The organism is Mucilaginibacter sp. P1_D10, assembly GCF_056406215.1.
The window spans coordinates 25,500-51,086 of record NZ_JBFUAP010000010.1 but is presented as its reverse complement, the minus strand read 5'-3'; the positions used below and the strand labels follow the sequence as shown (position 1 = coordinate 51,086).

The window sequence follows — 25,587 nt, the reverse complement described above, 5'->3', positions numbered from 1 at the left end:
TATGGTTATGCCCAAGCCTGAACTGATGCCGAATAATTTTGACGAAAAGCTGTTGCAGCTACTCATTTCCCGGATAGAAGATTACGCCATTTACATGCTGGATGCAAACGGATATATTCTTAGCTGGAACCAGGGTGCCAAAAACATCACAGGCTACCATAACGAGGAGGTGATAGGCCGTCATATTTCCATGTTTTATACCGCGCAAGACCGCCAGCAAAACGCAGCGCGTAATAATCTTAACAATGCCCTGAAGAACAACATCCACGAAACCCAGGGCTGGCGAGTACGTAAGGATGGTTCGTTATTCTGGGCAGACGTAGTTATCACCACCTTGTACGACGAAGATGGTTTCTTGAAAGGCTTCGCCAAGATAGTCCGCGATATTACCGCCCGAAAAAAAAAGGACGACCAGAAAACGCTGGTAAATGCCGAACTGGAACGCCGGGTAAAAGCAAACACCGAAAAGATAATTGCAGGCGAGCGCCGTTTTAAAGAACTGATAGAGAACAGCTACGATGGCATCCTGCTGTTTGACAGGTATTGGAACGTACTGTTCCGCAGCCGTTCGGCAGCAAGGATAACCGGCTGGAGCAACGACGAGGTGGCCGACAGGAGATACGATACGCTGGTCCATCCGGACGATGTGGTGGCTACGAAAGAATTATTTGCCTTGGCAAGGTCTAAACCGGGCGAACCTACCGTGATTACTTACCGCACGCAGCATAAACAGGGGCACTATCTATGGGTAGAGTGCGTGCTTAACAGCCTACTAAACGACCCCGACGTAGAAGCCATAGTATGCAATTTTAGGGACATTACCGATCGCGTACTGGCCGAAGAACAGGTGCGCGATAAAAACAGGCAGATAGGCAACATACTAGAGAGTATTACAGACGGCTTCATAGCACTCGACAGGAACTTTTGCTATACCTATGCCAATCGCCGCATTGGCGAAATGGTAGGTATAGAGGCAGGGCAATTGATAGGGAAGTATGTATGGGATCTATTCCCCGATGCCATTAACTCTTCAACTTACAGGGCTTTCAGGCTGGCTATGGAAGAGCAGCGCTACATACTAAACGTAGATTATTACCCGCCGCTTGGGCTTTGGCAGGAAAGCCATATTTATCCTTCGCCGCAGGGCTTATCTGTTTTTATACGCGATATTACCGAACGTAAACTGGCCGAAGCATCGATGCTGCAGTCGGAGTCGAACCTGCGGTCGGTGTTCGAGAATACCGACCTTGCCATTATCCTCTTCGATATGGATGCCCGGCTGCAATCGTTCAACAACAACGCCCGCCGCCTGGCCGATGTGTATTTTAAAGCCGAGCTGAGGATAGGCGAATCGGCATTTTATTACTGCCTGCCAGAAAGGGTTGCCGACGTGAAGCATATTTTGCAAAAGCTACGCCGGAAATCGCCAATTGCCTACGAGGTATCGTATCGGATTACCGCAGACCAGATGCAATGGTTCGAGGTACGCTGGGTAAACGTGCTGAACCCCGAAAGCCAGCCAATCGGCATAATTCTTACCCTGAAAGATATCACCGCGAAGAAACAAGCCGACCAGGAACGCGACCGCATTACGACCGACCTGATACAGCGGAATAAAGACCTGGAGCAATTTACCTACATCGTATCGCACAACCTGCGCGCGCCGGTGGCAAATATAATGGGCCTGGCAAATCTGTTATCTGATGATATGCCGCCGGACGACGAAAACGCCATCGCCCTCAACTCCCTCAATACATCGGTAAGCAACCTGGATAAGGTTATTATCGATCTTAATCATATTTTGCAGGTAAACAGCCAGGCAAACGATACGCTGGAACTGGTTTCGCTGCCGCTGTTGATAGACGAAGTAAAATCGGCCAACAGCCAGCTCATTCAAAAAAACAATGCGCAAATCATTTGCGATTTTGACGCCATAAGCGAACTCACCAGCCTTAAAGGCTACCTGTACAGCATCTTCCAAAACCTTATCGTAAACAGCATAAAATACCATCGTGTAGATATAGCGCCGGTAATCACCATCGTCAGCAAAACCGAAGGCGACAAAGCTTGCCTTTATTTTACAGATAATGGCAAGGGGATAGATATGCAGCGCGACGGGCGGCATCTATTTGGTCTGTACAAGCGTTTCGACCTGAGCGTTGAGGGCAAGGGCATGGGCCTGTTTATGGTAAAAACACAGGTTAACCGCCTCGGCGGCAAAATTACGGTGGAAAGTGCCGTAGATAAGGGTAGCACCTTTAAGCTGGAGTTTCCGTTGAAATAAGCGATTCGAGTAAAGAAAAACCAGCGGGGTAAGAATATCAAATTATGAATTTCGAATATCCAACACCGAAGTTTTTTCCTTCATCATTAAATATTGGACGTTCGGCGTTCGATATCAAATCCTCAGATTGAGTTTATCGATATCCCGCGGCAAAATAACGGCCCTGCAAAACCTTATCGAATGAGCAGTGTTTACCTACAAAACACATCAAATGAATAATTTTTTCAGGGGGCTTATCGCGGCATGGGGCGCAAAAAAATTGGGAGGCGGGTGCTTCTCAACCATTATCATATTCATTATTATTTGGGTGCTATTGGGCAAATGCAACCAGCAATCGCAGGGCAGTGTGCAACCGGTCCGTGCAAAAGTTGCGCAGAGCAAATAAACATCTATTAACTAGGTCTGAGCATGGCTGCAATTAATCTCTTACTCCTCTTTTTAACATTTGTGAGAACTAAAAGCCACGTCGGTGCGTTCTCATAAAAAACAACGCTATGAAAAATCCATTCAAAAAACACGATAACAGCAAATTACTGGTAGCCGGCTTAACCTTAGGGGCCATTTTTGCCGGGGCTATTACCTACCTGTATATCAAACGCAAAGCCGATATAGATGCCGCAGCAGCAGAACTGAAGGAACACGCCAAAGATTACCTAAAAAGGCAGCAAAAAAAAGCTAAAAAACTAAAAACGGATGTAAGCGAGTTGGCGGATATAGGTAATAATTAATCCGGCATTGGGGGTTGCATCTCTCCTCTTGGCGCTATCCAAAAGTTGTTGAAGCCAAGCCCAATTTGTATATCTATCATTTCCTGCTGCAGCATTTCCAACACGGCTAAAAAATTGTACACGAAGTGTACTTTGTTTTCGCTGCCGGCGGCAATGCTGCCAAAATCGAGCCGTTTGTTTATCTGTAGCAGGTTTTGTATGGCCTGTTTCTGCTTCTCGATGGTGTAGGGGTACTGCACCACGGTATGGGTAACGGTTTCCGTACGGGTGAGGTATTGCTTCATCAGGCGGTTATAAACCACCATTAGCTTGTACAGGTTTATTTCTGATAGTTCTTCGCCGGGCACGGTCACTTTCTCCACCTGCTCCAGGTCCTGCTTAATGTTGCCTCGCTTTTCCTGTTTAAAACGCTCATCCTCGTAAGGGCGTATCTCCTCGCAAAGCTCCTTGAATTTCTTGTATTCGATAAGCTTGCGTATCAGCCCCTCCTTGGTATCCAATTCGTTCTCTTCCTCGCCACTATTGTAACGCGGCAGCAGCATCTTGGCTTTAATGCGCATCAGCGTGGCCGCCACAAAGATAAATTCGCTGGCCAGTTCCATGTTCAGCACCGTCATGTGGTGGATGTATTGCAGGAAATCGTCTGTAATTTTAGCGATGGGGATATCGTGTATATCCAGTTCGTCGCGCTCTATAAAAAACAGGAGCAAATCGAACGGGCCCTCAAACTGGGGCAGCCTTATCGCGAAGCTATCATCGGTCATACGCCCAAAAATACAGTTAAAACACGGTAAACAATTATAAATGTTATTTGCAAAACATTATTTACCTTTATACTATTCTGATTTTATCGCATAATATCGCTTACTTTGTAAGTTAAATACGTCTAAAGAATGTCCATGCAGGTACCCGCCGGTGATTTGTTAAAAAGGATTGTCAATCCATCTGATTTAAAGCAATTTAAGGAAGAAGAACTTAAACAGGTGTGTGACGAGCTGCGCCAGTATATCATTGATGTGGTATCGGTAAACGGAGGGCACTTTGCTGCCAGCCTGGGTACGGTTGAACTTACGGTTGCCCTGCAATATGTGCTAAACACCCCTTACGACCAACTGGTTTGGGATGTGGGCCACCAGGCATACGGGCATAAGATACTTACCGGCCGCCGCGAGCAATTCCACACCAACCGCCTGCACAAGGGCATCAGCGGTTTCCCAAAACGTAGCGAAAGCATTTACGATACCTTTGGCGTTGGGCACTCCTCTACCTCCATTTCGGCAGCATTGGGTATGGCGGTGGCTTCGCAATACAAAGGCGAAAGCGACAGGCAACACGTGGCCGTAATAGGCGATGGCGCCATGACAGCCGGGCTTGCCTTTGAGGCGCTAAACCATGCTGGTATCGAAAACAGCAACCTGCTGGTGATACTGAACGACAATAACATGGCGATTGACCCCAACGTGGGCGCACTGAAAGAATACCTTACCGACATTACCACTTCTAAACCCTACAACCGGTTTAGGGACGATATAGCAACCGTGCTCACCAAGCTATCGGCCATTGGCCCGGATGCTTTTAAAATTGCTAAGAAGATTGAGAAAAGCATAAAAGGCACCCTGCTTAAACGCAGCAACTTCTTCGAGGCGCTGAAGTTCCGCTATTTTGGCCCTATCGACGGGCATGATGTGGAGCATTTGGTAAAAGTACTTAAAGACCTGCGCGATATCCCCGGCCCTAAGCTGTTGCATTGCATTACCGTAAAAGGTAAAGGCTATGCTCTGGCCGAAAAGGACCAAACCAAATGGCACGCCCCCGGCTTGTTCGACAAGATAACCGGCGAGATAAAAAAGACAAAGTATGATAAGCCGCAACCGCCTAAATACCAGGATGTATTTGGCCATACCATTATAGAATTGGCCGAAGCAAACCCTAAGATAATGGGTATCACTCCGGCTATGCCATCGGGCAGTTCGCTTAACCTGATGATGAAGGCCATGCCTAACCGCGCGTTTGACGTGGGTATTGCTGAGCAGCATGCAGTTACCTTTTCTGCGGGATTGGCTACACAGGGCCTTGTGCCTTTCTGTAACATCTACAGCAGCTTTATGCAGCGCGCTTACGATCAGGTGATACACGATGTGGCCCTTCAAAAGCTAAACGTAGTGTTCTGTTTAGACCGTGCCGGTATCGCCGGTGCCGATGGGCCAACCCACCACGGCGCTTATGACTTGGCCTATATGCGCTGCATCCCAAACATGGTGGTATCTGCACCTATGAACGAGGAAGAACTGCGCAACCTGATGTACACTGCACAGCAGGAAAATATGGGGCCTTTCAGCATACGCTACCCACGCGGCAATGGGGTGATGGTAGACTGGCGCAAACCTTTCAAAGCCATCCCGGTGGGTAAGGGCCGAAAGATTTCTGACGGCGAGGATGTAGCAATCGTATCCATCGGTGCAGTCGGCAACGAGGTATTAAAAGCTACGGCTCAGCTAAACGAACTAGGTTACTACCCCGCCCATTACGATCTCCGTTTCGTAAAACCATTGGATGCCGCTATGCTGCACGAGGTTTTCAGCAAGTTCCGCTGCGTAATTACGGTGGAAGATGGCTGCGTGGAAGGTGGCATGGGCACGGCTCTGTTAGAGTTTATGGCCGACAATAATTACCAGGCTACCAATGTTATCCGCCTGGGTATCCCCGATAGGTATATAGAACATGGCGAACAGCCCGAGCTTTGGGCCGAATGCGGGTACGATGCCGCAGCCATAGTTGCCAAAGTGCAAAGCCTGGATATCAAATGCAATAAGCATACAATAGCTTCGTAAAAAGCGCCTGATACCATTAAATAAAAAGCGATTGGGGTGACCAATCGCTTTTTATTTATACGCGACTACTACTTTAAATATTCGGGCAGTTTTAACTTATTAAGAGTTTCCCTTGCTTCTTCTATTTTCTTCAAAACAAAGGGGTCGTTAGCATGACTCTTAATATTAGGATCAATAGTCATTTTGCCATATCCTTTTTCTGCTTTTGTTTTTTTAGCTGCTTGCATCATAACTCCTTTCATTAATATCAAATATATTGGTTTATTTTCTCTTAATCAAAAAAGCATCATAATTAACGTTGCTTTGAAACACATGTGCTTCATCCCCTATTATGCCAAGAACCTCAAACTCTGTGCTAATTTCGTGATATAACCGCCCAATACCGATTTGGTATAGCCTTGTCCGGGATGGTGTGCTTCCTTTGGCGTAAATGAGATGATTGCCACAATGGTCACAAAAATTGTTAATTGTTTTTGCGACAGTAGCCAGCACGATGTCCCTATCATTGTTATTAGATACGACTTTATCATCAACACATCCGTTGACCGAACTTTCATCACCAAAAGCCAAATTATAAATAGTTGGGGCATCTTGGATTTTAGAATAGATAACAATCTTTTTTATCCTTCCCTTAGGCCCTTCGCTGTAAAACGAAAAATCCTGGAAATTATCTCCGGCCCTGTAGTCATAACTATCTAAATGCATTGGGTAACAATAAGGCGTTGGTAATTAAAACTCAAGTATAAGGCTTTTTGATGCTTAAGCCAACACCCCCTCCTCAAAACAAACCGCCCAAAAACAGGTTAATACCTTACATCTATGCAAAACGTACATAACCTATAAAAACACATGAATTTAAAACGAACTTTCGGCGCAGTGCTTACCGTATTGGGTATCATCGGCCTTATTTGGACAGGGGTTGAAGTTATCAACCACAAAGGGGCGGCCACCACATTGATCGTAGTTGGCGTAATTTCGATACTATTCTTTTCCACCGGCATCAGTCTGGTACGCAACACTAAGGACGAGGCTTAGTTAACCGCAAGCGGCATGATTACGCCGTCGTTGGAAATACTGAGGCCCGGCTGCCCGAAATCGGCTTCGGTAAGCATTTTTATGCGGAGCGATGCGCGGTTAAGCGTATCGCGTTGCAGCCCCCTATCGTGCGATTGCCGGTACGATACGATATTGCCGCTCAAAAAGCGGCCTTTTTTATCTATGCGTAATTTAAGCAGCGGCGCAAGGCCGCAAACACCTTCTACACTTACGCTACGGTAGGTGCAAAAATTACCCAGGCTGTAGGCTATCAGCCTGTCTTTATACAATTCCATGGCGCGGCTTACATGGGGGCCATTGCCCAGTATCACATCCGCACCTGCATCTATTGCTGCATGGGCAAAGGCATGCACGTTGCCGCGCCGCTCGCCCTTATACGATTCGGCGGCATGGGTTACGTGCTCAAAAGCAACGCCCTCGCCCCCACCATGAAACGATACGATAACGATATCGCTTTGCTGCTTCAACTCTTTGATGATGGCCGTGGCGCCCTCTATGTCCAGCAGCGATACCGTTTGGCTGTTTGGCGAGAAAGCGCAAAAACCATACTTAACGCCGTTAAGTGTAAAAATTTTAGTGGGCGATGTTTTAAGCCCGGCGTAGTGGATGCCCAGGCTATCCAGCACTTTCATGGTATTATCACGTCCCTTCAGCCCAAAATCGTTGCTGTGGTTGTTACCCACGCTCAGCATATCGAAACCGGCATCTTTAAAAATACCGCCATAATACTCGGGCATCTTAAACAAATAGGGCTTGCTGCGAAACTTCAGCTTCATGGCCGATGGCGCACCGGTATCCAGCAACACGCCTTCCAGGTTACCGAAGGATATATCGGCATCGCGCAGATCTTGCAGGGCCTCCTTAAAACTGTTCCTGCCGCTATCGGGCGGCAAGCCGCTGCTGTTGGGGTATGCGGTGCCCAGCATCATATCGCCAACGGCGGCTATGTGTATCGTGCTATCTACGGGCGGTTTTGGGGTTATGGTGTCGGCGATAGTTGCAATAACAGGCTTTTTAGCAGCCTGCTGCATAGCCGGGTTGATGCAACCAGCTATAGCCAGGCAGAGCACGCAAAAGGAAATAAGTTTAGGCCCTGGTGTCATAAGCAAAAAAAATCCCTCCATTTGCTGATGGGGGGATTACGAATATAATAATTTAGGTTTAATTAGTTGTTGTCCGGCCCCGGCTTATCCACGTTATCGCTGCTTAGCCCGGTCTTGAACGATTCCAGCATGCGGCCACCTTTAAAAAAGTAACGGCTGTAGTAAGCATCATCTAAACTGCTGATGGCCACACCACGAGACGAAGCGTGCGCAAACCTGTTGTTGCCCAGGTATATGCCCACATGCGAAATGCGGCGGCTATGTATTTTAAAGAAAACCAAATCTCCTTCTTTCAAATCGTCTTTGCTAACCGGGTCAACCATGCTGAAAATATCGCGTGAGCTGCGGCGGATGGTCAAATTAAATACATCACTGTACAATTGCTTTGTGAATGCAGAGCAGTCGATGCCCTTTTTTGAGCTGCCTCCGAAACGGTATGGGGTACCGATCCAATCGTGCACAAAATTGAAAAGTTTCATGTTAGAAGTTGCCGACAGGGCTACTCCCATAATTTGCGAAAGATAATCTTTAGCTAACGATTCCTGATCGTCCGAATCGGCCGGCTGAACTGGAACGGTTTTTGTTTGAGCCTGTGCGGCCAAAACGCTCATAAATAGTGCAATAGCAAGTGCAATTTTCTTCATTTAATCTCTTTTTTTGTTGATTAGGGGACAACAAACGTATATTAAATCAGACAGTGTGTCTATTGTTAGATACAAAACTATACAAATATTCTAAACCACCAAATAAATAATGAAATTAATTTCATGTTCGTTGGGGTAGAAAATATTAATCAATGTTAATAAAATTATCGTTAAAGTGAATACTCTTAAAAGCGATAAATGTCTAAACTGTTAATTTTCAGCTTAATAAATATTTTTCGTTTAAACCCGGGTGGGGTAGCGTGAATGTGGGAAATTTCCAATTAAGACAAGGCCCGACATTTCAACCACAGAGGAACACGAAGGGTTTTTATTGGTGTTTTTTGGAGTGGTGTTGTTACAATCAGTTGAAACTCTGCGCAAACTGCGCCTTTCTCTGTGATTTTCTGCAGTCAAACTCTGCTACGCACACTTTTAAGCAGTATCTATATCGAAAAGATTATTACGGAAAACCAATATATTGCGCCCTTATAAAGCGTACTTTTTACACACTACCCAAATGAAATTTTGCTTTTAGCCAAAAGTGCATCCCGGGGCCGAAAAAGGTTATATCTATATTAAATAAATCTTTACAACAAATTCGTTGCAGTTTCGGTTATTTGCGAGATATAATTAGATTTGCACATTCTCTTAGAATTGTTTTTAATAAATGAGTTCAATCGAAATAACTAAAGACACCTACCTGATGTGGTATGAGTCTATGCTTTTAATGCGGAAATTCGAAGAAAAAACTGGCCAGTTATACGGTCAGCAAAAAATCCGTGGATTTTGCCACCTGTACATTGGGCAGGAAGCAGTATTGGCCGGCGCCATGTCGGTTATACGCCACGAGGATAGCTTGATAACCGCATACCGCGATCATGCGCACGCATTAGCTAAAGGCACCTCTCCAAACGCTATCATGGCCGAAATGTATGGCAAAGCAACCGGCTGCTCTAAGGGTAAAGGTGGCTCGATGCACATGTTCGACAAAGAAAACCACTTTTATGGCGGGCATGGTATTGTGGGTGGCCAAATACCAATGGGTGCAGGTGTAGCTTTCGCCGAAAAATACAAAGGCACTGATAATGTTAATATTGCCTACATGGGTGATGGTGCCGTGCGCCAGGGTGCATTAACCGAGACCTTCAACATGGCTGCTTTATGGAAACTGCCCGTAATTTTTGTTTGCGAAAACAACGGTTACGCCATGGGTACTTCAGTAGAGCGTACCACTATCCAAACAGATATTTATAAGCTTGGCTTGCCTTACGGCATCCCGTCATCGCCGGTTGACGGCATGGACCCCGTTGCAGTACACAACGCCATGGACGAAGCCGTATCGCGTGCACGCCGTGGCGAAGGCCCGACCTTCCTGGAAATGCGTACCTACCGTTTCAAAGGCCACTCGATGAGTGACCCGCAGAAATACCGCACAAAAGAAGAGCTGGAAAGCTACAAAGCGAAAGACCCTATAGAAGTGGTAAAATTGGCCATCCAAAAAGAAGGTTACGCTAACGATGCCTGGTTCGAAGAAATTGATGCCAAGATAAAAGCACAGGTAGACGAAGCGGTGAAGTTTGCCGAAGAATCGCCGTGGCCCGAAGCATCGGAGCTTTATACCGATGTTTATGTACAACAGGATTATCCTTACATCCGCGACTAATTATTATACCTAAATATTAACAACAAACAGTATATGGCTGAAGTAGTTAAAATGCCTAAAATGAGCGATACCATGACCGAAGGGGTATTGGCAAAATGGCATAAAAAAGTTGGCGACACGGTGAAATCGGGCGATGTATTGGCCGAGATAGAAACCGATAAAGCCACGATGGATTTTGAATCGTACCAGGATGGCACCCTGCTTTACATAGGCGTGCAGGAAGGTAATGCTGTACCTGTTGATGCCATCATCGCAGTATTAGGTAAAGAGGGCGAAGATTATAAAGCGTTATTAGAGGGCAATGCCGCACCTGCCGCTGAAACAAAAGCGCCAGAAGCAGCACCTGCCGAAGATAAAAAACCAGCCGCACCTGTCGAAGCAAAACCAAAGGTTGATTTGTCAAGCATACCGGCCGCTGTTATACGCATGCCCTTGCTTAGTGATACCATGACCGAAGGCACCATTGAAAAATGGAACTTTAAAGTTGGCGATACCGTTAAGGCCGACGACTCATTGGCTGATGTGGCAACCGATAAGGCTACCATGGAAGTTGTTGGTTACGAAGCAGGTACTTTATTGTATATAGGTGTTAAAGAAGGCGAAGCTGTTGCTGTAAATGGCATCATAGCCATTGTAGGTAAAGCCGGTACAGATATCACCCCGTTATTGGATAGTGGTAACGATGCCCCTGCTGCAGCTGCTCCGGCAGAAGCATCTGCACCTACCGCAAGCTCTGACGCTGCACCAAGCGCTACCGCAACAGGTTCTACCGAAGACGATAGCCGCGTAAAAGCGTCGCCACTGGCACGCAAAATTGCAAAAGACAAAGGTATTAACCTTAATGATGTAAAAGGCAGCGCAGACGGCGGCCGCATCATCAAAAAAGATATAGAAAGCTTTACGCCTTCGGCTGCTGAGCCACAGGCCCAGCCTGCCGCTGCTACAAGCGCAGCACCGGCCGCTACTGCACCTGCAAAAGCACCGGTAGTATTGCCAACCTACACAGGTGAAGAGAAATTTACCGAGCGTAACGTTACGCAAATGCGGAAAGCAATCAGCCGCAGGTTATCAGAAAGCTTGTTCACTGCGCCGCATTTCTACGTTACCATGTCGATAGATATGGACCAGGCAATTGCGGCCCGTGGCAAAATAAACGATGTTGCGCCTGTTAAGATATCCTTCAACGATTTTGTGGTGAAAGCCGTGGCTGTTGCTTTAAAACAACATCCGGCCATCAACTCATCGTTCCTGGGCGATAAGATACGCACCAACGAGCATGTACACATCGGCGTAGCCGTAGCGGTAGACGAAGGCCTGCTGGTACCGGTTATTAAATTTGCCGATGGCAAAACGCTTAGCCACATCTCTCAGGAAGTGAAAGAGCTTGCCGGCAAAGCAAAAAACAAAAAATTGCAGCCAGCCGAAATGGAAGGCTCTACCTTTACCATATCTAACTTAGGAATGTTCGGTGTAGACGAGTTTACGGCCATCATCAACACGCCAAATGCATGTATCCTTGCAGTAAGCGGCATACAAGCAGTGCCGGTTGTGAAAAATGGCGCAGTAGTACCGGGCAACGTAATGAAGGTTACCCTAAGCTCAGACCACCGTGTGGTTGATGGCGCACTGGCAGCCGCATTCCTGCAAACACTGAAACAATTACTGGAAGAGCCGGTAAGGCTGTTGATATAAGTTCGGGTTCGGAATTTCGATTTCGGATTTAGAAATTTAGAATAGCGATGGGTTTAGGCTCATCGCTATTTTTGTTTTATACCCGGTTAGCCATCATCCGTACAGCTCGTACAATTTCCTACAACCTCGACACAGTTTCGTACAATCTCGTACAGTTTCGCACAGCAAAAAGGCGGTTTGCAAAAACCTGTGGTTTTTCTGTGGTTTTCTGTGGTTTTCCGAGTAAATCTTACCGGATCCTGGTTGCCCGGAAAAATGGGCGTTTGGGGCGTTCGCCTGTCGCCGAAACAAGCTTTTGGAGCCTCGATGATAACGTGGTTGGCCCGGCGGTAATTGTGTTTTTTTGTTATCTTGCTCCCATGCTCATTGTTGTTTCCGCATTCTTCATCGCCATCCTTTTATATGCCATAAAAAAGATGCGCCGTAAATACAAGCCAACGCAAGCTGTACTAACGCCCGCCCAAAAGCAAATTCTCACAAGCCATGTCCAATTCTACAACCACCTCAGCGATACCGATAAACTTTACTTCGAAGATAAGATAGAGCAATTCCTGGATGATGTACGCATAGAAGGCGTTGGCCTGGAACTTACAGATACCGACCGTATGATGGTGGCCGCCAGTGCCGTTATCCCCATCTTCGGTTTTAAGGATTGGACCTATCGCAACGTCACCAACGTGCTTTTATATCCAGACACCTTCAACAAAGATTTTGAGTTTGAAGGCAACGAGGGCGAGGGCCGTAACATTATGGGCATGGTAGGCAGCGGCTATATGAACGGGCAAATGATACTTTCCCGCGCAGCGCTAATAAAAGGCTTCTCCAAAAACTCCGGCAAAGAGAACACCGGCATCCACGAATTTGTGCACCTGCTGGATAAGGTCGACGGCGCAACGGATGGCATACCCGAAGGTTTCCTGGAGCATGAATACGTTGAACCCTGGGTAAAAATGATGCACCAGGAAATTCATAGGATAGAAGAGGGGCATTCAGATATCAACCCATACGCCACCACCAACGAGGCGGAGTTTTTGGCGGTAGTATCGGAGTATTTCTTTACCAAGCCCGAGCAATTCCAAACCAAGCACCCGGAATTGTATGATATGTTGAGCAAGGCATTCGGGCAGGATCCATCAACAAAATCCTAAATCCGAAACTCTAAATCCGAATCAAACCCCTTCCATGACGTTCGCCGATAAAGTAATCGAATTTAACCGCGGGTTGGAATACACCGGCCCTCCCCTGCCCGCGGGCATCCGCATCATGAACCCCTTTCGCGAAGAGCCGGAGGTATTCCGCATATCCGAAGAGTTTTATAGCAAGTATTATGCGGATCACCATAAGCGCCACCTCATTATGGGTATCAATCCCGGCAGGTTCGGGAGCGGCTTAACAGGCATCCCTTTTACCGACCCAAAGCGGCTCGTAAGCGAGTGCCATATTGCCTACGAGGGCCGCGTAACACACGAGCCTTCATCAGTATTCGTTTACGAGGTAATAAATGCTTACGGCGGGCCTGAAGCGTTTTACAAGGATATTTACATCAATTCTGTTTGTCCGCTTGGTTTTACCACCATAGATGCAAAAGGCAGGGAAAAGAACTACAACTATTACGACAGCCCGGTATTAACCGAAGCCGTAACGCCTTATATCATTGATAACTTTAAGAAACAAATAGTACTGGGTATCGATACCGACCTTTGCTTCTGTTTCGGCACAGGCCAAAACGAAAAATTTATCAAAAAGGTGAACGCTCAATACGGTTTCTTTAAAGAGGTTATCGCATTGGAACATCCCCGGTTCATCATGCAATATAAAAGCAAATCCAAGGCATTTTATATCGATAAATATCTGGAGGCTTTTGCGCGGATGAAGAGTTAACTATCTTGATCGCCAAAGCGATGGGTTCAAAACCCTCACGCGTTCGGAACCTTTAAAACAGCCGTCATGTTGAATTTATTTCAACACCCCATCATAAAAGTAGCCACTATACTAAGCCACCATCCATGCCGATCATCTGTCCTGTGGGGGTCCGAAACAAGTTCGGGATAACGTTTGTTGTTCTTTCGAACACCCAAGGTTTCAAACCCAACACTATAAATTAAGCCTGCGCGATAGTTTATTTATCATCCACCACCATCGCCGTCTTGGCCAGTAACCGTACGCTCTCCACCAAACGGATAAACTCAGCACGGTAGCCTTCGGCATCATTGCCACGAGCGGCATTGGCTATGCTGATGGCTTGCGCAAAGCTGGAGTTTTGCTTGAAGTGCGAATCGCGCAGCAGCATACCGGTTTCGGCAACGGCTGCGGCAAACCTGAAATCTGAGGTGGTTTTATCAAAATCGAGGGGTACATCCTTCACAACGGCCTGGTTAAGCTTGCTTTTGTTAGAGGTTGGCTCCTTGTAGCGGAATTTGATGGTCAGCAGTTCGTTGCCCGCCGTTGCGGGGATATTAATCGCAGCGGGCCGTTGATACTTCAGCGGGTCTACCGAGCCGCTGAAGCTATCGGTAACGCCCACTGGTATAATTTCGTAAAAGGCCGTAACGCTATGACCCGATCCCATATCCCCGGCATCCTTTTTATCGTCGTTAAAATCCTGGTCGGCCAGTATGCGGTTTTCGTAGCCCAGCAAACGATATGCCTGTACATGCGCCGGGTTAAACTCCACCTGCAGTTTTACATCCTTGGCAACGGTAAACAAAGTGCCTCCAAACTCGCTGATGAGGGTTTTGCGGGCCTCGGTAATATTATCTATGTAGGCGTAGTTGCCGTTGCCTTTATCGGCAAGGGTTTCCATTTTGCTGTCTTTATAATTACCCATGCCGAAGCCCAGAACAGATAGCGATATACCGCTTTCGCGTTCTTTCACGATTAGTTTCTCCATATCGCCATCGCTGGATGCGCCAACGTTGAAATCGCCGTCGGTAGCCAGTATAATGCGGTTATTGCCTTTCTTCATCAGGTTTTCGGTGGCAATTTTATAGGCCAGCCTTATACCCTCTCCGCCGGCGGTAGATCCGCCCGCGCTTAAATTGTCGATAGCATTATAAATGGTAGCCTTTTTATCGCCGAGGGTTGATGGTAGCACCACGCCTGCCGCGCCAGCATACACCACCAGGGCCACCCTATCCTGGGGGCGCAGCTGATCTGCAAGCATCTTCAGCGATGATTTTACCAACGGTAGCTTATTCTCGTCGCTCATAGACCCCGATACGTCTATCAAAAACACCAGGTTTGATGCGGGCAGGTTATCTGTAGGGATAGTTTTGGCTTTAAGGGCGATGCGCAGCAGACGATGCTTAGGATTCCATGGCGCGGAGGAAAGTTCTGTGTGGATGGCTACCGGCCCGCCATCTGTTGGCCCGGCAAGGTCGTATTTAAAGTAATTGATCATTTCTTCAATGCGCACGGCATCCGGCGGGGGCAGCTGGCCGCTATTGATAAACCTGCGAAAATTGCTGTACGATGCCGCATCCACATCTACCGAAAACGTAGAGAGCGGCGTAGTTTTGGCTTTCAGGAAGGTATTTTCTACCACAGCCGTATAGCTTTCGTTATCCAGCGTGTCGGCAAGGGCACGATTTCCTCTTAACTGTATTTTCAGGTTTGGATCGATGCTTTTGTCGGTGCTTTGCACAGCCAGCCCGGCAACTTTCGCGCTTAAACCGTAGGCAAAAGTTGCCTGCCTTTGCTTTATTTCTTTACCTGCAATCCTTGTTGTAGCGTAGCCCGATTGCCTCTTAGCGCGCTTTACGCCCAAAGAGCCGGAAACAACTACCTCTCCTATGCTGGTAAAATTGGTTTCCAGCGCTACGTTGATTGTATCGCTTTGCCCTATACTCACTTCCTTTGTATTATAACCCAAAAAACTTACCACCAGGGTTTTAGCCGATTCTGGCACCTTCAAAGTATACTTACCTGTGGTGGTGGTTTGTGCGCCGATACTTGTACCATTTACCTTCACGATGGCCCCGGGGATAGGCAGCCCATCGTCTTTGGCTGTAACGGTACCGGTAATCGCGCGCATTTCCGTCCGCCGGAAGCCTAATAGCCCAACGGCCATTAATAAAATGAGTATTACAATCTTTTTCATCATCTTTTGGTTTTGCAGGTAGGATGCCGCCGAAACCAAATTTCCATAAGCCATAAAAAAAATTTATTTTACGGCTTTTAATGAGCTTCTTCAGAAAACCAGTTAGGCCCGATGATACCGCAGATGAAGAGCTGGTTGCCAGCTATCGCGTAAACGCCGATATAAGCGTACTGGGGAAGTTATATGAAAGGCACATGCCACTGGTTTTTGGCCTTTGCCTTAAATACCTTAAGGACGAAGAACTTGCCCGCGATGCCGTGATGGCGATATTTGAAGAACTGGTGGTTAAGGTAAAGCAGCACGAGGTAAAACAGTTTCGCAGCTGGCTGTATGTGCTTAGCCGCAACCATTGTTTGATGCAACTGCGCAACGATAAAAAATTACCTACCGTTGGGCTGGATGAGTTTATGGAATTCAACCCGGTTTTGCATCCTGAAGATAATAGTACCGATAAAGAGGCAGCGCTACAGGCTTTGGAGCGATGCATGGATAAATTAATGCCGGCGCAAAAACAAAGCGTGCGCTTATTTTATTTAGAAGAGATGTGCTATAAGGATATTGCCGCGCAAACCGGCTTTACCTTAAATGAAGTAAAAAGCTATATACAAAACGGCAAACGCAATTTAAGGCTTTGCCTGGAAAAAAACGGTGAATAAGCAGCGGCCAAACATATTGCAGATACAAAAGTACCTTAAGGGGGAGCTTGATGCCAAAGCTATGCACCAACTGGAGCGCGAAGCCCAGCACGACCCATTTTTGATGGATGCGCTGGAAGGCTACCAAATAGCGGGAAGCAACCAGCAGCGAAATCTGGATATCCTCTCCAAACAGCTTGCCCAGCGCACAGAAAAACAACCACGCCGCATCATCCCCTGGACTACCATCTCCATCGCCGCCGGCGTAGTGGGTTTTATGATTGTGGTGGGCCTGCTTTATAAAGACAAGGATGATGACCCAACACAACCAAAACTTGCACAGGTAACTGTAGCACCGAAATCACAGGCGGATGCCACTGATACTACTACTGCCGTAGCCCGACTAAAAGCAATCGATTTGGCTAACCTGCAAGCCGACAAAAAAGCGCAGCTTAGTTCTGCATTGCGCAGGCAGCAAGCAAATTTAGCCCAAGATAAAGCGATTGTAGCCAACAAACCTATTGCTACCGTTAACAATGCAGATGGATCACTTGCAGAAGTAGTGATGTCGCCCGCGCCGGGGGCAAAAGGGGATAGCAACAGGATGCCTTTGGATGAGATGGTAATAGGTGCCATTTCTGCCCCCAAAACAGATACGGTACATATGCCGCTTACCGTAGCAATCAAAAAAAGGCCCATATCTCAATCGTTGCCCGGCAAAGTAGATGGTGTTACCAGCGAACCCAAGAAGCCCACAAGCGCTTACGATCTTAATAAACTAAACCTGCCGCCCGGCTATTCACCAAACACCGTTGCTACTAATAACAGCCCTTTGCCTATACAAGGCATTACTGTAAAGGCCGATAATAACGCCACAACTGCTTTAACTAACAATGCAAACAGAGTATTTGGGTCGCCTGCCTCCTCTCAAAACCAAACTGTAGATGTAGGGTACTCGGGTTTTGCTAACCTAAAGACTAATGCAAATGCCGACAGCGTTAACATAGCCGGACTAAATACTAAATTGCCTGCTATAAATAATGCGGCTGCTAATAATGCAGCAATTACGCGCAACACCATAGACGATGAAGACACAGACCCCACGGCCGCCCACCCCGCAAAAGGTTGGATGGTTTTCCGGGTGTATATCGCCAAAAACAGTTACCTGCCCGCAGGAGAGAAACCGGGGATAGTAGAAGTTAAATTCACTGTTGCTGCTGATGGCAAACTAAGCAATATAAAAATCACCAAAAGCCTTAGCGCCGTCGCCGATAAAAAGGCTATCGACCTCATCGCCAAAGGGCCAAAATGGAAAGGAAATGTGAGCGGCCAACCACAGGAGATAACACAAAGCATAGGTTTCGTGAATAAGAAATAGGGGTAGCTACCAGCAGATTTACGGATATAAAAAAAGCGATTGGCAGGTGCCAATCGCTTTTTTGTGTCGTCAAGATTTGACAACTCTTAGAGAGTTGTCAAATCTGATGCACTGATTAATTCCTTGCCGGCGCCCCTGCGGGTGGTGCAGGCGGTGTTGGCAATGGCTTGCGTGGTACCATATCCTTACGCTCGCTGGTATTGTACACAAACGATGCAACGATGGTTGCTGCCTGTTTCAGGTCGTCTTCTATCAGTCGATCGTAAGTATCCTGATTACTATGGTGCGTGCGCGAGCCATAGTCTATAGCATCCTGTATAAACTGGAAGCCGGGGATGCCTACTGCATCAAAGCTCTGGTGATCGGTACCGCCGGTGTTGCTGATGGTAACGGTTGTCGCGCCAAGGTCTTTAAAAGGCTCCAGCCAGGTTTTAAACAAAGGACCAGCGGCCGAATCGCCCTGTAAATAAATACCACGGATTTTCCCGGTACCGTTATCCAGGTTGTAATAAGCGTCAAGCTTGGCGGCTTCGGGTTTCAACTCCATAGTCTTAGCGTCGCCAAAGTGGTTAAGCACGTACCCGCGCGAGCCGAAAAGGCCCTGCTCCTCGCTGCTCCATAAAGCAATACGAATGGTGCGTTTTGGTTTAAAGCCGATGGCTTTGAGGATGCGCATAGCCTCCAGCATTACGGCACTGCCCGCAGCGTTATCAGTAGCGCCGGTAGCTGCATGCCACGAGTCTAAGTGGCCGCCAATCATAATCACCTGCTCTTTCAGCTTTTTATCGGTACCCGGTATTTCGGCCACCACGTTGTAACCCTGCATATCGTTGGTGAAGAATTCGGTTTTGATATCCGCTTCAAGTACTACTTTTTTGCCGGCTTTTACCAGGCGCAATATGCGCTGGAAATCTTCGCTGCTGGTTTCCAGTTCAGGAGCCACCGCTTTAGCGGTATCAGCGTAAGAGGCACCGTTGGTGGTAAATAATGTACCGTCGGTACCGCGGGCCTGGCTCAATATCAGGCCGGCTTTTTCGTTCAGTAAAAAGGCTGTGATCGCTGAGCGCATGGCTATAGCCTTGCGCCTGGCCACCATGGCAGGCGAATTAGGGTCGAACGCGTTGTTGCGCTGGCCGCGTGGCGCCATAGTTGCCTGTGCCATCTTATCCAATTCGTCATCGGTATAGCGGGCAGCATCTGATTTAAAGGTACGCTCGGTGAGTGGCTTTGTATCAAATATTACTATTTTGCCTGCGAGGGTGCCTTTGTATTTATCAAGCTCGGCCACGCTATCAGCCTTTACCAGTACCACTTCGCCTTTTATAGGGCCGTTGGTGCCGGGTGTCCACGCTTTGGGAACGGCAATAATGGCGTGGTAATAAGGCACGGTGATGGCAGCGTAGTTTTTCTGCACTTCCCAGCCTTTACCAAATTTGCCCCATGGTTCCAATTTTGCGTTGGCCATGCCCCATTCTTTCAGTTGGGCAACGGCCCAGTCCTGCGCGCGCTTTAAGCCCGGCGAACCAGCCAAACGCGGGCCTGAAACGTCGGTAAGGTTAAAGGCAATATCCATCACTTTAGAGTGGTTAAGCCCCTCTTCGCGAATTTTGGCAGTGGCTGCCGCATCAACGGCATCTTGTGCTAATGCACTGGCCGTTAAGCCTGTAAATGCGATACAGGCGTAAAGTAGTTTTAATTTCATCGTAATCAGTTAATTAAGCAATGAGCAAACTTATTTAAATAAAGCGGTATATGTTTATTGCCGATTTAACAAAGTTGTTACACTGAAATAATTAATTGAGGTATATTTGGGTAACGCCGATTTTTAACCATGCTCACCAACGCTGTCCCCATATTAGCTTCCCTCAACGAGGGAGAAACCATAAAATTCTACACCGAAAAACTGGGTTTCACCTTCCACTCTGCCTGGGACGGCTACCTCATATTTAGCCGCGACGGCATATTTATCCATCTATGGCCTTGTACCGACCCGGAAATACCTAAAGCCACCGGCTGCTACGTAAACGTAACCGAAGTAGATAAGCTATACGAAGAATTAGAACCGAAAGGCGTGGTACACCCCAACGGCGCGCTTACAGATATGCCATGGGGCATGCGGCAGTTCAGGATATTGGATAATGCCGGCAACATAATCCATTTTGGGGAGGATATACAGGGAGATGACGAAGATTAATTAATCAACAGCTTATAACCCCTGCCATGCACGTTAATGATCTCGACGGAAGGGTCCTCGCGCAGGTACTTGCGTATCTTGCTTAAAAACACATCCATGCTGCGGCCATTGAAGTAATTATCATCGTGCCAGATATTCAGCAGGGCCTCCTCGCGGGTAAGCACCTCGTTTTTGCGTAGGCAGAGCAGGCGCAATAGTTCAGCTTCTTTGGTAGATAGCTTTTGCTGCGCATCGCCCCGGGCAATCATTTGCATTGAATAATCGAAGCTATAGCTGCCCAGTTTAAATTGAGAAGGGTTTTCGTCGGCCACTTTCTTTTCGGCCTTGTCGGTGCGTCTAAGCAGGGCATTTATGCGCAGCAACAGTTCCTCTATACGAAACGGCTTCGTGATATAATCGTCGCCGCCCAGGTTAAAAGCCTGGGTTTTATCCTCTATCATGGCCTTAGCTGTAGCGAAGATGATAGGCACATTAGCGTTTATTTTCCTTATTTCCTTGCCAAGGGTAAAGCCGTCCTTTTTAGGCATCATTACGTCAAGTATCAGCAAATCGTACGCTTGTTTGGTAAAAGCACGCAGGCCCTCTTCGCCGTCTTTACATAAAACCACATCAAACTTGCCTTTCAGCTGCAGGTAATCCTGCAATAGCAGGCCCAGGTTTGGGTCATCCTCAACCAGTAATATTTTTTTCATAATTTTTGGTCCGAAAGTCCGATAAGTCCGGAAGTCGGCAAGATTTTAGGTTTTACTTATGCTTCGCTGCTTTTTCTTTCGAACTTGCGGACTGCGAACTTTCCGAATCCCACCTACGCGATGGGGAACTTCAATTCAAACTCCGAGCCCCTATCTTTTTCGCTTTTTACGCCGATGGTACCATCCAGCCTTTTTATGATGGTATTTACATAGCTAAGGCCCAGCCCAAAACCTTTTACATCGTGCAGGTTGCCGGTAGGTATGCGGTAAAACTGTTCGAAAATTTTGCTCTGCTGGTCACGGTTCATGCCTATGCCTTTATCCGCCACCTTAATAGAAACGTAGCCATTCTTTTTTATTGTGGTGATGGTGATATCAGGTGCATCGTTGCTGTATTTTATGGCATTATCTATCAGGTTGTATATCACGTTGCTAAAATGCAGCTCATCGCCAATAATTACGGGTGCCTCATCTGTTAAGTTAAGGCTGGTTGTGGCGTTGTATTTTTGCAGCTTAAGGGCCATACTATCCAACACCAGGCTTATCGTTTCGTTTACGTCTACCGGTTTTTTATCCAGTTTAAAGTCGTTCTTTTCTATGCGGGCAATGTTGAGTACGCGCTCTATATGGCTGCCCAGGCGCACGTTCTCTTCGTAAATAACATTGGCAAGGCGGGCCACGCGGGTTTTATCTTCAGCAATCTCTTCATCTTTCAAAGCCTCGCTGGCTATCATAATGGTTGATACAGGGGTTTTGAATTCGTGGGTCATGTTGTTGATGAAATCTATCTTCATCTCTGATATCTTCTTTTGCCTAAGGATAGAGAAGATAGTGTAGCCAAAGCAAAATATCAACACAAAGAGCAAGCCGCCTGTGGTACCCATGGTAGCCGTCATATTGCCCAATATAAAGGAGTTCCTCTTGGGGAAAGATATCTTTATCTTCCCGGGGTCTCCAAGCACCTGGTTGCTAAAGATGGCCTTCTGGTAGGTGTTGGCTTCTATGAACTCGGGCTTTTTGCCCTCCGTATCCATCGCGCTCGAGAAGATGAGCGAATCGCTGTTGGCGGTGGCCACCTCGTAGCTATAATCCAACACTATGCCGCGGTTTTGCAGCTCGAAACGCAGCAGCGAATCTATCCAGAAACCGTTGAGGCGCTTGGCCAACGGTTCGTTAGATTTTTGATATTCTTCGGCCAGGTTGGTTATAATGTTCGATTTGGTTTGGTAGCGCGGCAGGTTGGCCAGGGAGTCGGCCTCCAGCATCTTTTTTACCTGTTTGAATTCTTTGTCCTTTTGTTGGCGTTTTTGCTGTGCTACCCAAAGTGGGTTAAGGCTAACGGCGGTTACCACCTGGCGGCCAAACTGCGGGTCGTTATATGTACCGCGTAGCGTATCGTATTTATATACCTTTGCTTTAAGGGGGCGGGGCGGCGTTTTTTCTATCTCGGGGATAAAGCGGCCTTGCACATTGCCAAACTCATCTGTAAACTCTTCTATACGGATGCGAAGGTTAACGGTTCCTTGCTGGGTAAGGTTGGCGATCTCGTCGTCTGTCTTTTTGTGCATGATCATGCGCTTCAAACTATCGCGAAGCATGGCCAGTTTGCGCATGCGTTTGCTACGGCTTTTTTTTAGGCTGACCGAGTCGTCCATTCCCGAGGTATTGCCGTTGATGCTTATCTCGGTAAGCTTATCGTTAACGCTCCCCTTCAGGTTGAAAGAGCGTATTTTGGTTTTTGCCGTTAAAAAGGTGATGGCATCCTGCTTAGCAACCTTGTTTACCACGCTGTTCAAAGCATCGTCTACAGTGCGGTTAAACAGATCCGACTGCATTTGGTACGATTGGCGCAAGAAATAATATTGCATGCCCACCACGCCCAACAGCGCAAAACCCATTAAACCGATAATCAAACTGATACTCCTTTTCTTCATCGCTACAGCAAAATTATCTTAATTACGCTGATAACAACCTCATTTAACAATTTTTAACAAATGCGGCTAAGGCATTTAACATATTGATTAATAACCGTTTTATACCTTTGGCGCAATAAACTTAAATCCGCAAAAAATGAAAAAGCTTATCATACACCCCCGGCTGGAAGCAATCCTGGCGCTTAGCCTGGTAGCCATTTTTGGGTTACCCCCATTGGTGCTGGCCCAAAACGCACCAAAAAGCATCGAAATAAAAATAACCAACGGCGATACGACGGTAAACGGCAAAGACATCAAGAAACTATCGCCCGAGGAGCGCAAAGATGCTTTGGGCGAGCTGGACAAGATGGGCAACCTCACCTTTAGGCATACCGATAAAGACGGCAACAGCGATATCGTTATACGCAGAGGGCCGGGCATGCGCGGCCGCAACAACAACGAGGATGTAATTATAGAGCGGCGCATAGACGGCAACATGGCCGATATGAACAGGCCATTTGTTAATGGCAACGGCGATACTATCCGCAAGAAATTCGCCTTCCGCCTGAAGAAGGTGCCCGGCGATAGTACGTTTGCCTTTAAATTCGACGATGAAGGCCCCGATTTCCGGTTAGATGATGGGGATGCTTTCAGCTTTAACGATATGCCGCCGATGCCGCGCAGGCCTTTCGCATTTGATGGACCGGGGCGTGGCCGCATGAGGGCGTTCGACCGGAAGAACAGCCAAATTTTCAATTACTCCAGCACCGATAATGATGGCATCAGTACCGAGGTAAGCTTCCGTGTGAATGATGCCGGTAAAGAAGCGCTGAAGCGGATTGCAGGGGTTGATAAAGCGGCGTTGGCTATCAACGACCTGAACCTCTCGCCCGAGTTCTCCACAGGGAAAACTTCCCTCAGCTTTAACCTGGAGGCCAAAACCATTGCTGATGTAAAACTGAGCGACAGCGAAGGCAAAGCCCTTTGGAGCGATAAAGCCACCGGCGGCACTTTCAGCAAAAAAATAAGCCTGCCGCGCAATGGCATCTACTTCCTTATTGTAAAGCAAGGCGCAAACGTGGCCGTGAAGAGGATAGTGAAGGAGTAGTTGGCAGTTTGCAGTGGGCAGTGGGCAATCAAAAAAAGGCGTAAATACGGCGAAGCCCATGTCATAAATAAGTCCACGCTGAGGATTATCTACCTTGAAATATCCCCTACCAGGGTATCCCGATAATTAAAACAAAAATGAGGCTGATCATAATTTATGATACAGCCTCTTTTTATTTTCCAGGGATGTTTGATAATATATTTATAGGCCTGCCCCGCCTTGCCTCTCGTGGGGTTCATCAACCCCGATTTAAAAAAATATTATCGAGGCGCATCCAGCGTTACGGTGCCCCATATGACGATTTGAAAAAACTCTTTCATTTTAAAACAAAATGAAAATATAAAATAACTTATTTTCCTTAAACAATAATTGCTATAATTGGTTGCACCGATATAGTTATCTTGCCGAAAACAGTATATGGATCCAGCCTCAAGCATAAAAATCGACAGGATAAAAAGTTTCGACTCGCTGCGGGCGCTTGCGATGATGGCAGTAATACTTTGCCACGCGTGTGGCCCCCTTTTTAGAGGAGGCTGGATAGGCGTTGATTTATTTTTCGCGTTGAGCGGTTACCTCATCACATCACTATTGTTGTCAGAGTATGCCGGTAATAATACAATATCGCTGAAAAATTTCTATATAAAACGAACCATGAGGCTGTTACCACCCATGTTGGTACTGTTGCTTATAGCAAATGTTTTATGGCCGCTATCTAAATTGCCGGTATCTGCCAATCAGGGATTATCTAATATCAGCGCGATATTCTACTCCATAAATTTCGTTAAAGATACTGCTGTTGGGAACCTCAGCCATATTTGGTCCTTATCGGTAGAGGAGCAGTTTTATTTTATCTGGCCGGCAGTAATCCTGATGCTGTTAAAGCTTCCGCAACAAAAAATTATCCGCGCTATACTGATAATGGTAATCGCGCTATCGGTATTCAGGATTGTTATATTTAACTACCGTTCAGCATTAACCTGGGGTAATTTTTCGATAGATCCTTACCGCTTCACTTTTTGCAGGCTCGATTGCACTTTACTGGGCGCTATGCTTTCCTTCCTTTTAAATGGCAAAGCCGCTGTTAAGGCAGGCGCTTTTTTTACCAGGAAAAGGATGAGTTGGATGACACCTCTCGCTATCGCGATGCTATTGTTAGTAGTGGTGTTGGTTGCTTCTAACAATCCGGTTTGGTATAACGGGGGCTTCATTATTACAAACGCACTGTGCATTTTTGTTGTATATGCTGCTATAAAGTATCAGGAGCATCGCATGTTTACCAACTCCATCCTTAACTGGTTAGGCAAGCGGTCATACGGCATTTACCTTTACCATTTCCCTATATTCGTATATCTCGAACAATACCATGTATTGCACAACCGAACAAGTTTCGTAATTATTACGGTGCTCCGGCTTTTAATTTCGATAACGGTTGCTGGCATATCGTACAAATATCTGGAGCAGCCTATCTTAAATTTAAGATCGCGGATAAGATTAAAACGCCATACTCAATCCCAACCTACGCCGGAGGTGCCTACGCCAATGGCTTCCTAGCTGTGCAGCTGCGCCG

General features: G+C 47.0%; 22 protein-coding genes. 13 read left to right on the top strand and 9 right to left on the bottom strand.

The window, feature by feature from the left end; all coding sequences use genetic code 11:
• Window positions 1-7 precede the first annotated feature (7 nt).
• Together AC1DYT_RS16690 and AC1DYT_RS16685 are read left to right on the top strand one after the other, a co-directional pair.
• Window positions 8-2,284: a PAS domain-containing sensor histidine kinase gene (locus AC1DYT_RS16690; protein ID WP_477470698.1), complete on the top strand. Its 2,277-nt coding sequence runs from the start codon at window positions 8-10 to the stop codon at window positions 2,282-2,284.
• A gap of 494 nt (window positions 2,285-2,778) precedes the next feature.
• Window positions 2,779-3,012, top strand: a complete 234-nt coding sequence (locus AC1DYT_RS16685) for a hypothetical protein (RefSeq protein WP_477461495.1) — start codon at window positions 2,779-2,781, stop codon at window positions 3,010-3,012.
• Here AC1DYT_RS16685 and AC1DYT_RS16680 read toward each other — a convergent pair.
• The gene (locus AC1DYT_RS16680; RefSeq protein ID WP_477461494.1) at window positions 3,009-3,776 is read right to left on the bottom strand and encodes a segregation and condensation protein A; all 768 of its coding nucleotides are present in this window, start codon (window positions 3,774-3,776) and stop codon (window positions 3,009-3,011) included. The genes AC1DYT_RS16685 and AC1DYT_RS16680 overlap by 4 nt on opposite strands.
• Before the next feature lie 135 nt (window positions 3,777-3,911).
• Here AC1DYT_RS16680 and dxs point away from each other — a divergent pair, with 135 nt between their 5' ends.
• A complete protein-coding gene (gene dxs / locus AC1DYT_RS16675) occupies window positions 3,912-5,843 on the top strand; it encodes a 1-deoxy-D-xylulose-5-phosphate synthase (protein WP_477470850.1) in 1,932 nt (643 codons plus the stop codon).
• A gap of 68 nt (window positions 5,844-5,911) precedes the next feature.
• On the opposite strand, the gene AC1DYT_RS16670 is transcribed toward dxs, so the two are convergent.
• Window positions 5,912-6,085: a hypothetical protein gene (locus AC1DYT_RS16670; RefSeq protein ID WP_477470697.1), complete on the bottom strand. Its 174-nt coding sequence runs from the start codon at window positions 6,083-6,085 to the stop codon at window positions 5,912-5,914.
• 19 nt (window positions 6,086-6,104) lie between these two features.
• Window positions 6,105-6,548 carry a DUF6934 family protein gene (locus tag AC1DYT_RS16665; protein ID WP_477470696.1) on the bottom strand — a complete coding sequence of 148 codons (444 nt, stop codon included), beginning with the start codon at window positions 6,546-6,548 and terminating at the stop codon, window positions 6,105-6,107.
• Window positions 6,549-6,692: 144 nt separating this feature from the next.
• Between AC1DYT_RS16665 and AC1DYT_RS16660 the strand changes: the two genes are divergently transcribed.
• A complete protein-coding gene (locus AC1DYT_RS16660) occupies window positions 6,693-6,878 on the top strand; it encodes a hypothetical protein (protein WP_477470695.1) in 186 nt (61 codons plus the stop codon).
• Here the strand turns inward: AC1DYT_RS16660 and AC1DYT_RS16655 are convergent.
• Entirely contained in the window at window positions 6,875-8,002 is a 1,128-nt protein-coding gene (locus AC1DYT_RS16655) for a CapA family protein (RefSeq protein WP_477470694.1), read from the bottom strand. The genes AC1DYT_RS16660 and AC1DYT_RS16655 overlap by 4 nt on opposite strands.
• Window positions 8,003-8,064: 62 nt before the next feature.
• Window positions 8,065-8,646, bottom strand: coding sequence for a C40 family peptidase (locus AC1DYT_RS16650; protein WP_477470693.1), 582 nt, complete (start codon window positions 8,644-8,646; stop codon window positions 8,065-8,067).
• A 667-nt stretch (window positions 8,647-9,313) separates the two neighbouring features.
• Here AC1DYT_RS16650 and pdhA point away from each other — a divergent pair.
• From pdhA to AC1DYT_RS16630, 4 genes are all read left to right on the top strand, one after another.
• Window positions 9,314-10,309 carry a pyruvate dehydrogenase (acetyl-transferring) E1 component subunit alpha gene (gene pdhA / locus AC1DYT_RS16645; protein WP_477470692.1) on the top strand — a complete coding sequence of 332 codons (996 nt, stop codon included), beginning with the start codon at window positions 9,314-9,316 and terminating at the stop codon, window positions 10,307-10,309.
• Between the two features lie 33 nt (window positions 10,310-10,342).
• On the top strand, window positions 10,343-12,001 hold the full coding sequence (locus tag AC1DYT_RS16640; protein ID WP_477470691.1) for a dihydrolipoamide acetyltransferase family protein: 1,659 nt from the start codon (window positions 10,343-10,345) through the stop codon (window positions 11,999-12,001).
• 359 nt (window positions 12,002-12,360) lie between these two features.
• A complete protein-coding gene (locus AC1DYT_RS16635) occupies window positions 12,361-13,149 on the top strand; it encodes a M90 family metallopeptidase (protein WP_477470690.1) in 789 nt (262 codons plus the stop codon).
• A 34-nt stretch (window positions 13,150-13,183) separates the two neighbouring features.
• Complete coding sequence (locus AC1DYT_RS16630) at window positions 13,184-13,882, top strand: SMUG2 DNA glycosylase family protein (RefSeq protein ID WP_477470689.1); 699 nt, start codon at window positions 13,184-13,186, stop codon at window positions 13,880-13,882.
• Window positions 13,883-14,120: 238 nt separating this feature from the next.
• Here the strand turns inward: AC1DYT_RS16630 and AC1DYT_RS16625 are convergent, their stop codons facing one another.
• On the bottom strand, window positions 14,121-16,154 hold the full coding sequence (locus AC1DYT_RS16625) for a YfbK domain-containing protein (RefSeq protein WP_477470688.1): 2,034 nt from the start codon (window positions 16,152-16,154) through the stop codon (window positions 14,121-14,123).
• 26 nt (window positions 16,155-16,180) lie between these two features.
• Here AC1DYT_RS16625 and AC1DYT_RS16620 point away from each other — a divergent pair, with 26 nt between their 5' ends.
• Complete coding sequence (locus AC1DYT_RS16620; protein WP_477470687.1) at window positions 16,181-16,756, top strand: RNA polymerase sigma factor; 576 nt, start codon at window positions 16,181-16,183, stop codon at window positions 16,754-16,756.
• Window positions 16,749-18,113, top strand: a complete 1,365-nt coding sequence (locus AC1DYT_RS16615; RefSeq protein WP_477470686.1) for an energy transducer TonB — start codon at window positions 16,749-16,751, stop codon at window positions 18,111-18,113. Before AC1DYT_RS16620 ends, AC1DYT_RS16615 begins: the two co-directional genes overlap by 8 nt.
• Window positions 18,114-18,228: 115 nt before the next feature.
• On the opposite strand, the gene AC1DYT_RS16610 is transcribed toward AC1DYT_RS16615, so the two are convergent.
• A complete protein-coding gene (locus tag AC1DYT_RS16610; protein WP_477470685.1) occupies window positions 18,229-19,815 on the bottom strand; it encodes a M28 family metallopeptidase in 1,587 nt (528 codons plus the stop codon).
• Window positions 19,816-19,944: 129 nt separating this feature from the next.
• On the opposite strand from AC1DYT_RS16610, the gene AC1DYT_RS16605 reads away from it, so the two are divergent.
• Window positions 19,945-20,307 carry a bleomycin resistance protein gene (locus tag AC1DYT_RS16605; RefSeq protein WP_477470684.1) on the top strand — a complete coding sequence of 121 codons (363 nt, stop codon included), beginning with the start codon at window positions 19,945-19,947 and terminating at the stop codon, window positions 20,305-20,307.
• Here AC1DYT_RS16605 and AC1DYT_RS16600 read toward each other — a convergent pair.
• Together AC1DYT_RS16600 and AC1DYT_RS16595 are read right to left on the bottom strand one after the other, a co-directional pair.
• Window positions 20,304-20,999, bottom strand: coding sequence for a response regulator transcription factor (locus AC1DYT_RS16600; RefSeq protein ID WP_477461479.1), 696 nt, complete (start codon window positions 20,997-20,999; stop codon window positions 20,304-20,306). The genes AC1DYT_RS16605 and AC1DYT_RS16600 overlap by 4 nt on opposite strands.
• Before the next feature lie 113 nt (window positions 21,000-21,112).
• Window positions 21,113-22,933: a sensor histidine kinase gene (locus AC1DYT_RS16595; RefSeq protein ID WP_477470683.1), complete on the bottom strand. Its 1,821-nt coding sequence runs from the start codon at window positions 22,931-22,933 to the stop codon at window positions 21,113-21,115.
• A gap of 136 nt (window positions 22,934-23,069) precedes the next feature.
• Between AC1DYT_RS16595 and AC1DYT_RS16590 the strand changes: the two genes are divergently transcribed.
• Window positions 23,070-24,020 (top strand): T9SS type A sorting domain-containing protein, encoded by a 951-nt coding sequence (locus tag AC1DYT_RS16590; RefSeq protein WP_477470682.1) that lies wholly within the window; start codon window positions 23,070-23,072, stop codon window positions 24,018-24,020.
• A gap of 417 nt (window positions 24,021-24,437) precedes the next feature.
• Window positions 24,438-25,571: an acyltransferase family protein gene (locus AC1DYT_RS16585; protein ID WP_477470681.1), complete on the top strand. Its 1,134-nt coding sequence runs from the start codon at window positions 24,438-24,440 to the stop codon at window positions 25,569-25,571.
• The last annotated feature ends 16 nt before the right edge of the window (window positions 25,572-25,587 follow it).

Excerpts from the sequence above, each read along its gene's own strand:
- AC1DYT_RS16690 (WP_477470698.1), top strand. The coding sequence starts at position 8 with ATGCCCAAGCCTGAACTGATGCCGAATAATTTTGACGAAAAGCTGTTG.
- AC1DYT_RS16685 (WP_477461495.1), top strand. The coding sequence starts at position 2,779 with ATGAAAAATCCATTCAAAAAACACGATAACAGCAAATTACTGGTAGCC.
- AC1DYT_RS16680 (WP_477461494.1), bottom strand. The coding sequence starts at position 3,776 with ATGACCGATGATAGCTTCGCGATAAGGCTGCCCCAGTTTGAGGGCCCG.
- dxs (WP_477470850.1), top strand. The coding sequence starts at position 3,912 with ATGCAGGTACCCGCCGGTGATTTGTTAAAAAGGATTGTCAATCCATCT.
- AC1DYT_RS16670 (WP_477470697.1), bottom strand. The coding sequence starts at position 6,085 with ATGAAAGGAGTTATGATGCAAGCAGCTAAAAAAACAAAAGCAGAAAAA.
- AC1DYT_RS16665 (WP_477470696.1), bottom strand. The coding sequence starts at position 6,548 with ATGCATTTAGATAGTTATGACTACAGGGCCGGAGATAATTTCCAGGAT.
- AC1DYT_RS16660 (WP_477470695.1), top strand. The coding sequence starts at position 6,693 with ATGAATTTAAAACGAACTTTCGGCGCAGTGCTTACCGTATTGGGTATC.
- AC1DYT_RS16655 (WP_477470694.1), bottom strand. The coding sequence starts at position 8,002 with ATGACACCAGGGCCTAAACTTATTTCCTTTTGCGTGCTCTGCCTGGCT.
- AC1DYT_RS16650 (WP_477470693.1), bottom strand. The coding sequence starts at position 8,646 with ATGAAGAAAATTGCACTTGCTATTGCACTATTTATGAGCGTTTTGGCC.
- pdhA (WP_477470692.1), top strand. The coding sequence starts at position 9,314 with ATGAGTTCAATCGAAATAACTAAAGACACCTACCTGATGTGGTATGAG.
- AC1DYT_RS16640 (WP_477470691.1), top strand. The coding sequence starts at position 10,343 with ATGGCTGAAGTAGTTAAAATGCCTAAAATGAGCGATACCATGACCGAA.
- AC1DYT_RS16635 (WP_477470690.1), top strand. The coding sequence starts at position 12,361 with ATGCTCATTGTTGTTTCCGCATTCTTCATCGCCATCCTTTTATATGCC.
- AC1DYT_RS16630 (WP_477470689.1), top strand. The coding sequence starts at position 13,184 with ATGACGTTCGCCGATAAAGTAATCGAATTTAACCGCGGGTTGGAATAC.
- AC1DYT_RS16625 (WP_477470688.1), bottom strand. The coding sequence starts at position 16,154 with ATGGCTTATGGAAATTTGGTTTCGGCGGCATCCTACCTGCAAAACCAA.
- AC1DYT_RS16620 (WP_477470687.1), top strand. The coding sequence starts at position 16,181 with ATGAGCTTCTTCAGAAAACCAGTTAGGCCCGATGATACCGCAGATGAA.
- AC1DYT_RS16610 (WP_477470685.1), bottom strand. The coding sequence starts at position 19,815 with ATGAAATTAAAACTACTTTACGCCTGTATCGCATTTACAGGCTTAACG.
- AC1DYT_RS16605 (WP_477470684.1), top strand. The coding sequence starts at position 19,945 with ATGCTCACCAACGCTGTCCCCATATTAGCTTCCCTCAACGAGGGAGAA.
- AC1DYT_RS16600 (WP_477461479.1), bottom strand. The coding sequence starts at position 20,999 with ATGAAAAAAATATTACTGGTTGAGGATGACCCAAACCTGGGCCTGCTA.
- AC1DYT_RS16595 (WP_477470683.1), bottom strand. The coding sequence starts at position 22,933 with ATGAAGAAAAGGAGTATCAGTTTGATTATCGGTTTAATGGGTTTTGCG.
- AC1DYT_RS16590 (WP_477470682.1), top strand. The coding sequence starts at position 23,070 with ATGAAAAAGCTTATCATACACCCCCGGCTGGAAGCAATCCTGGCGCTT.
- AC1DYT_RS16585 (WP_477470681.1), top strand. The coding sequence starts at position 24,438 with ATGGATCCAGCCTCAAGCATAAAAATCGACAGGATAAAAAGTTTCGAC.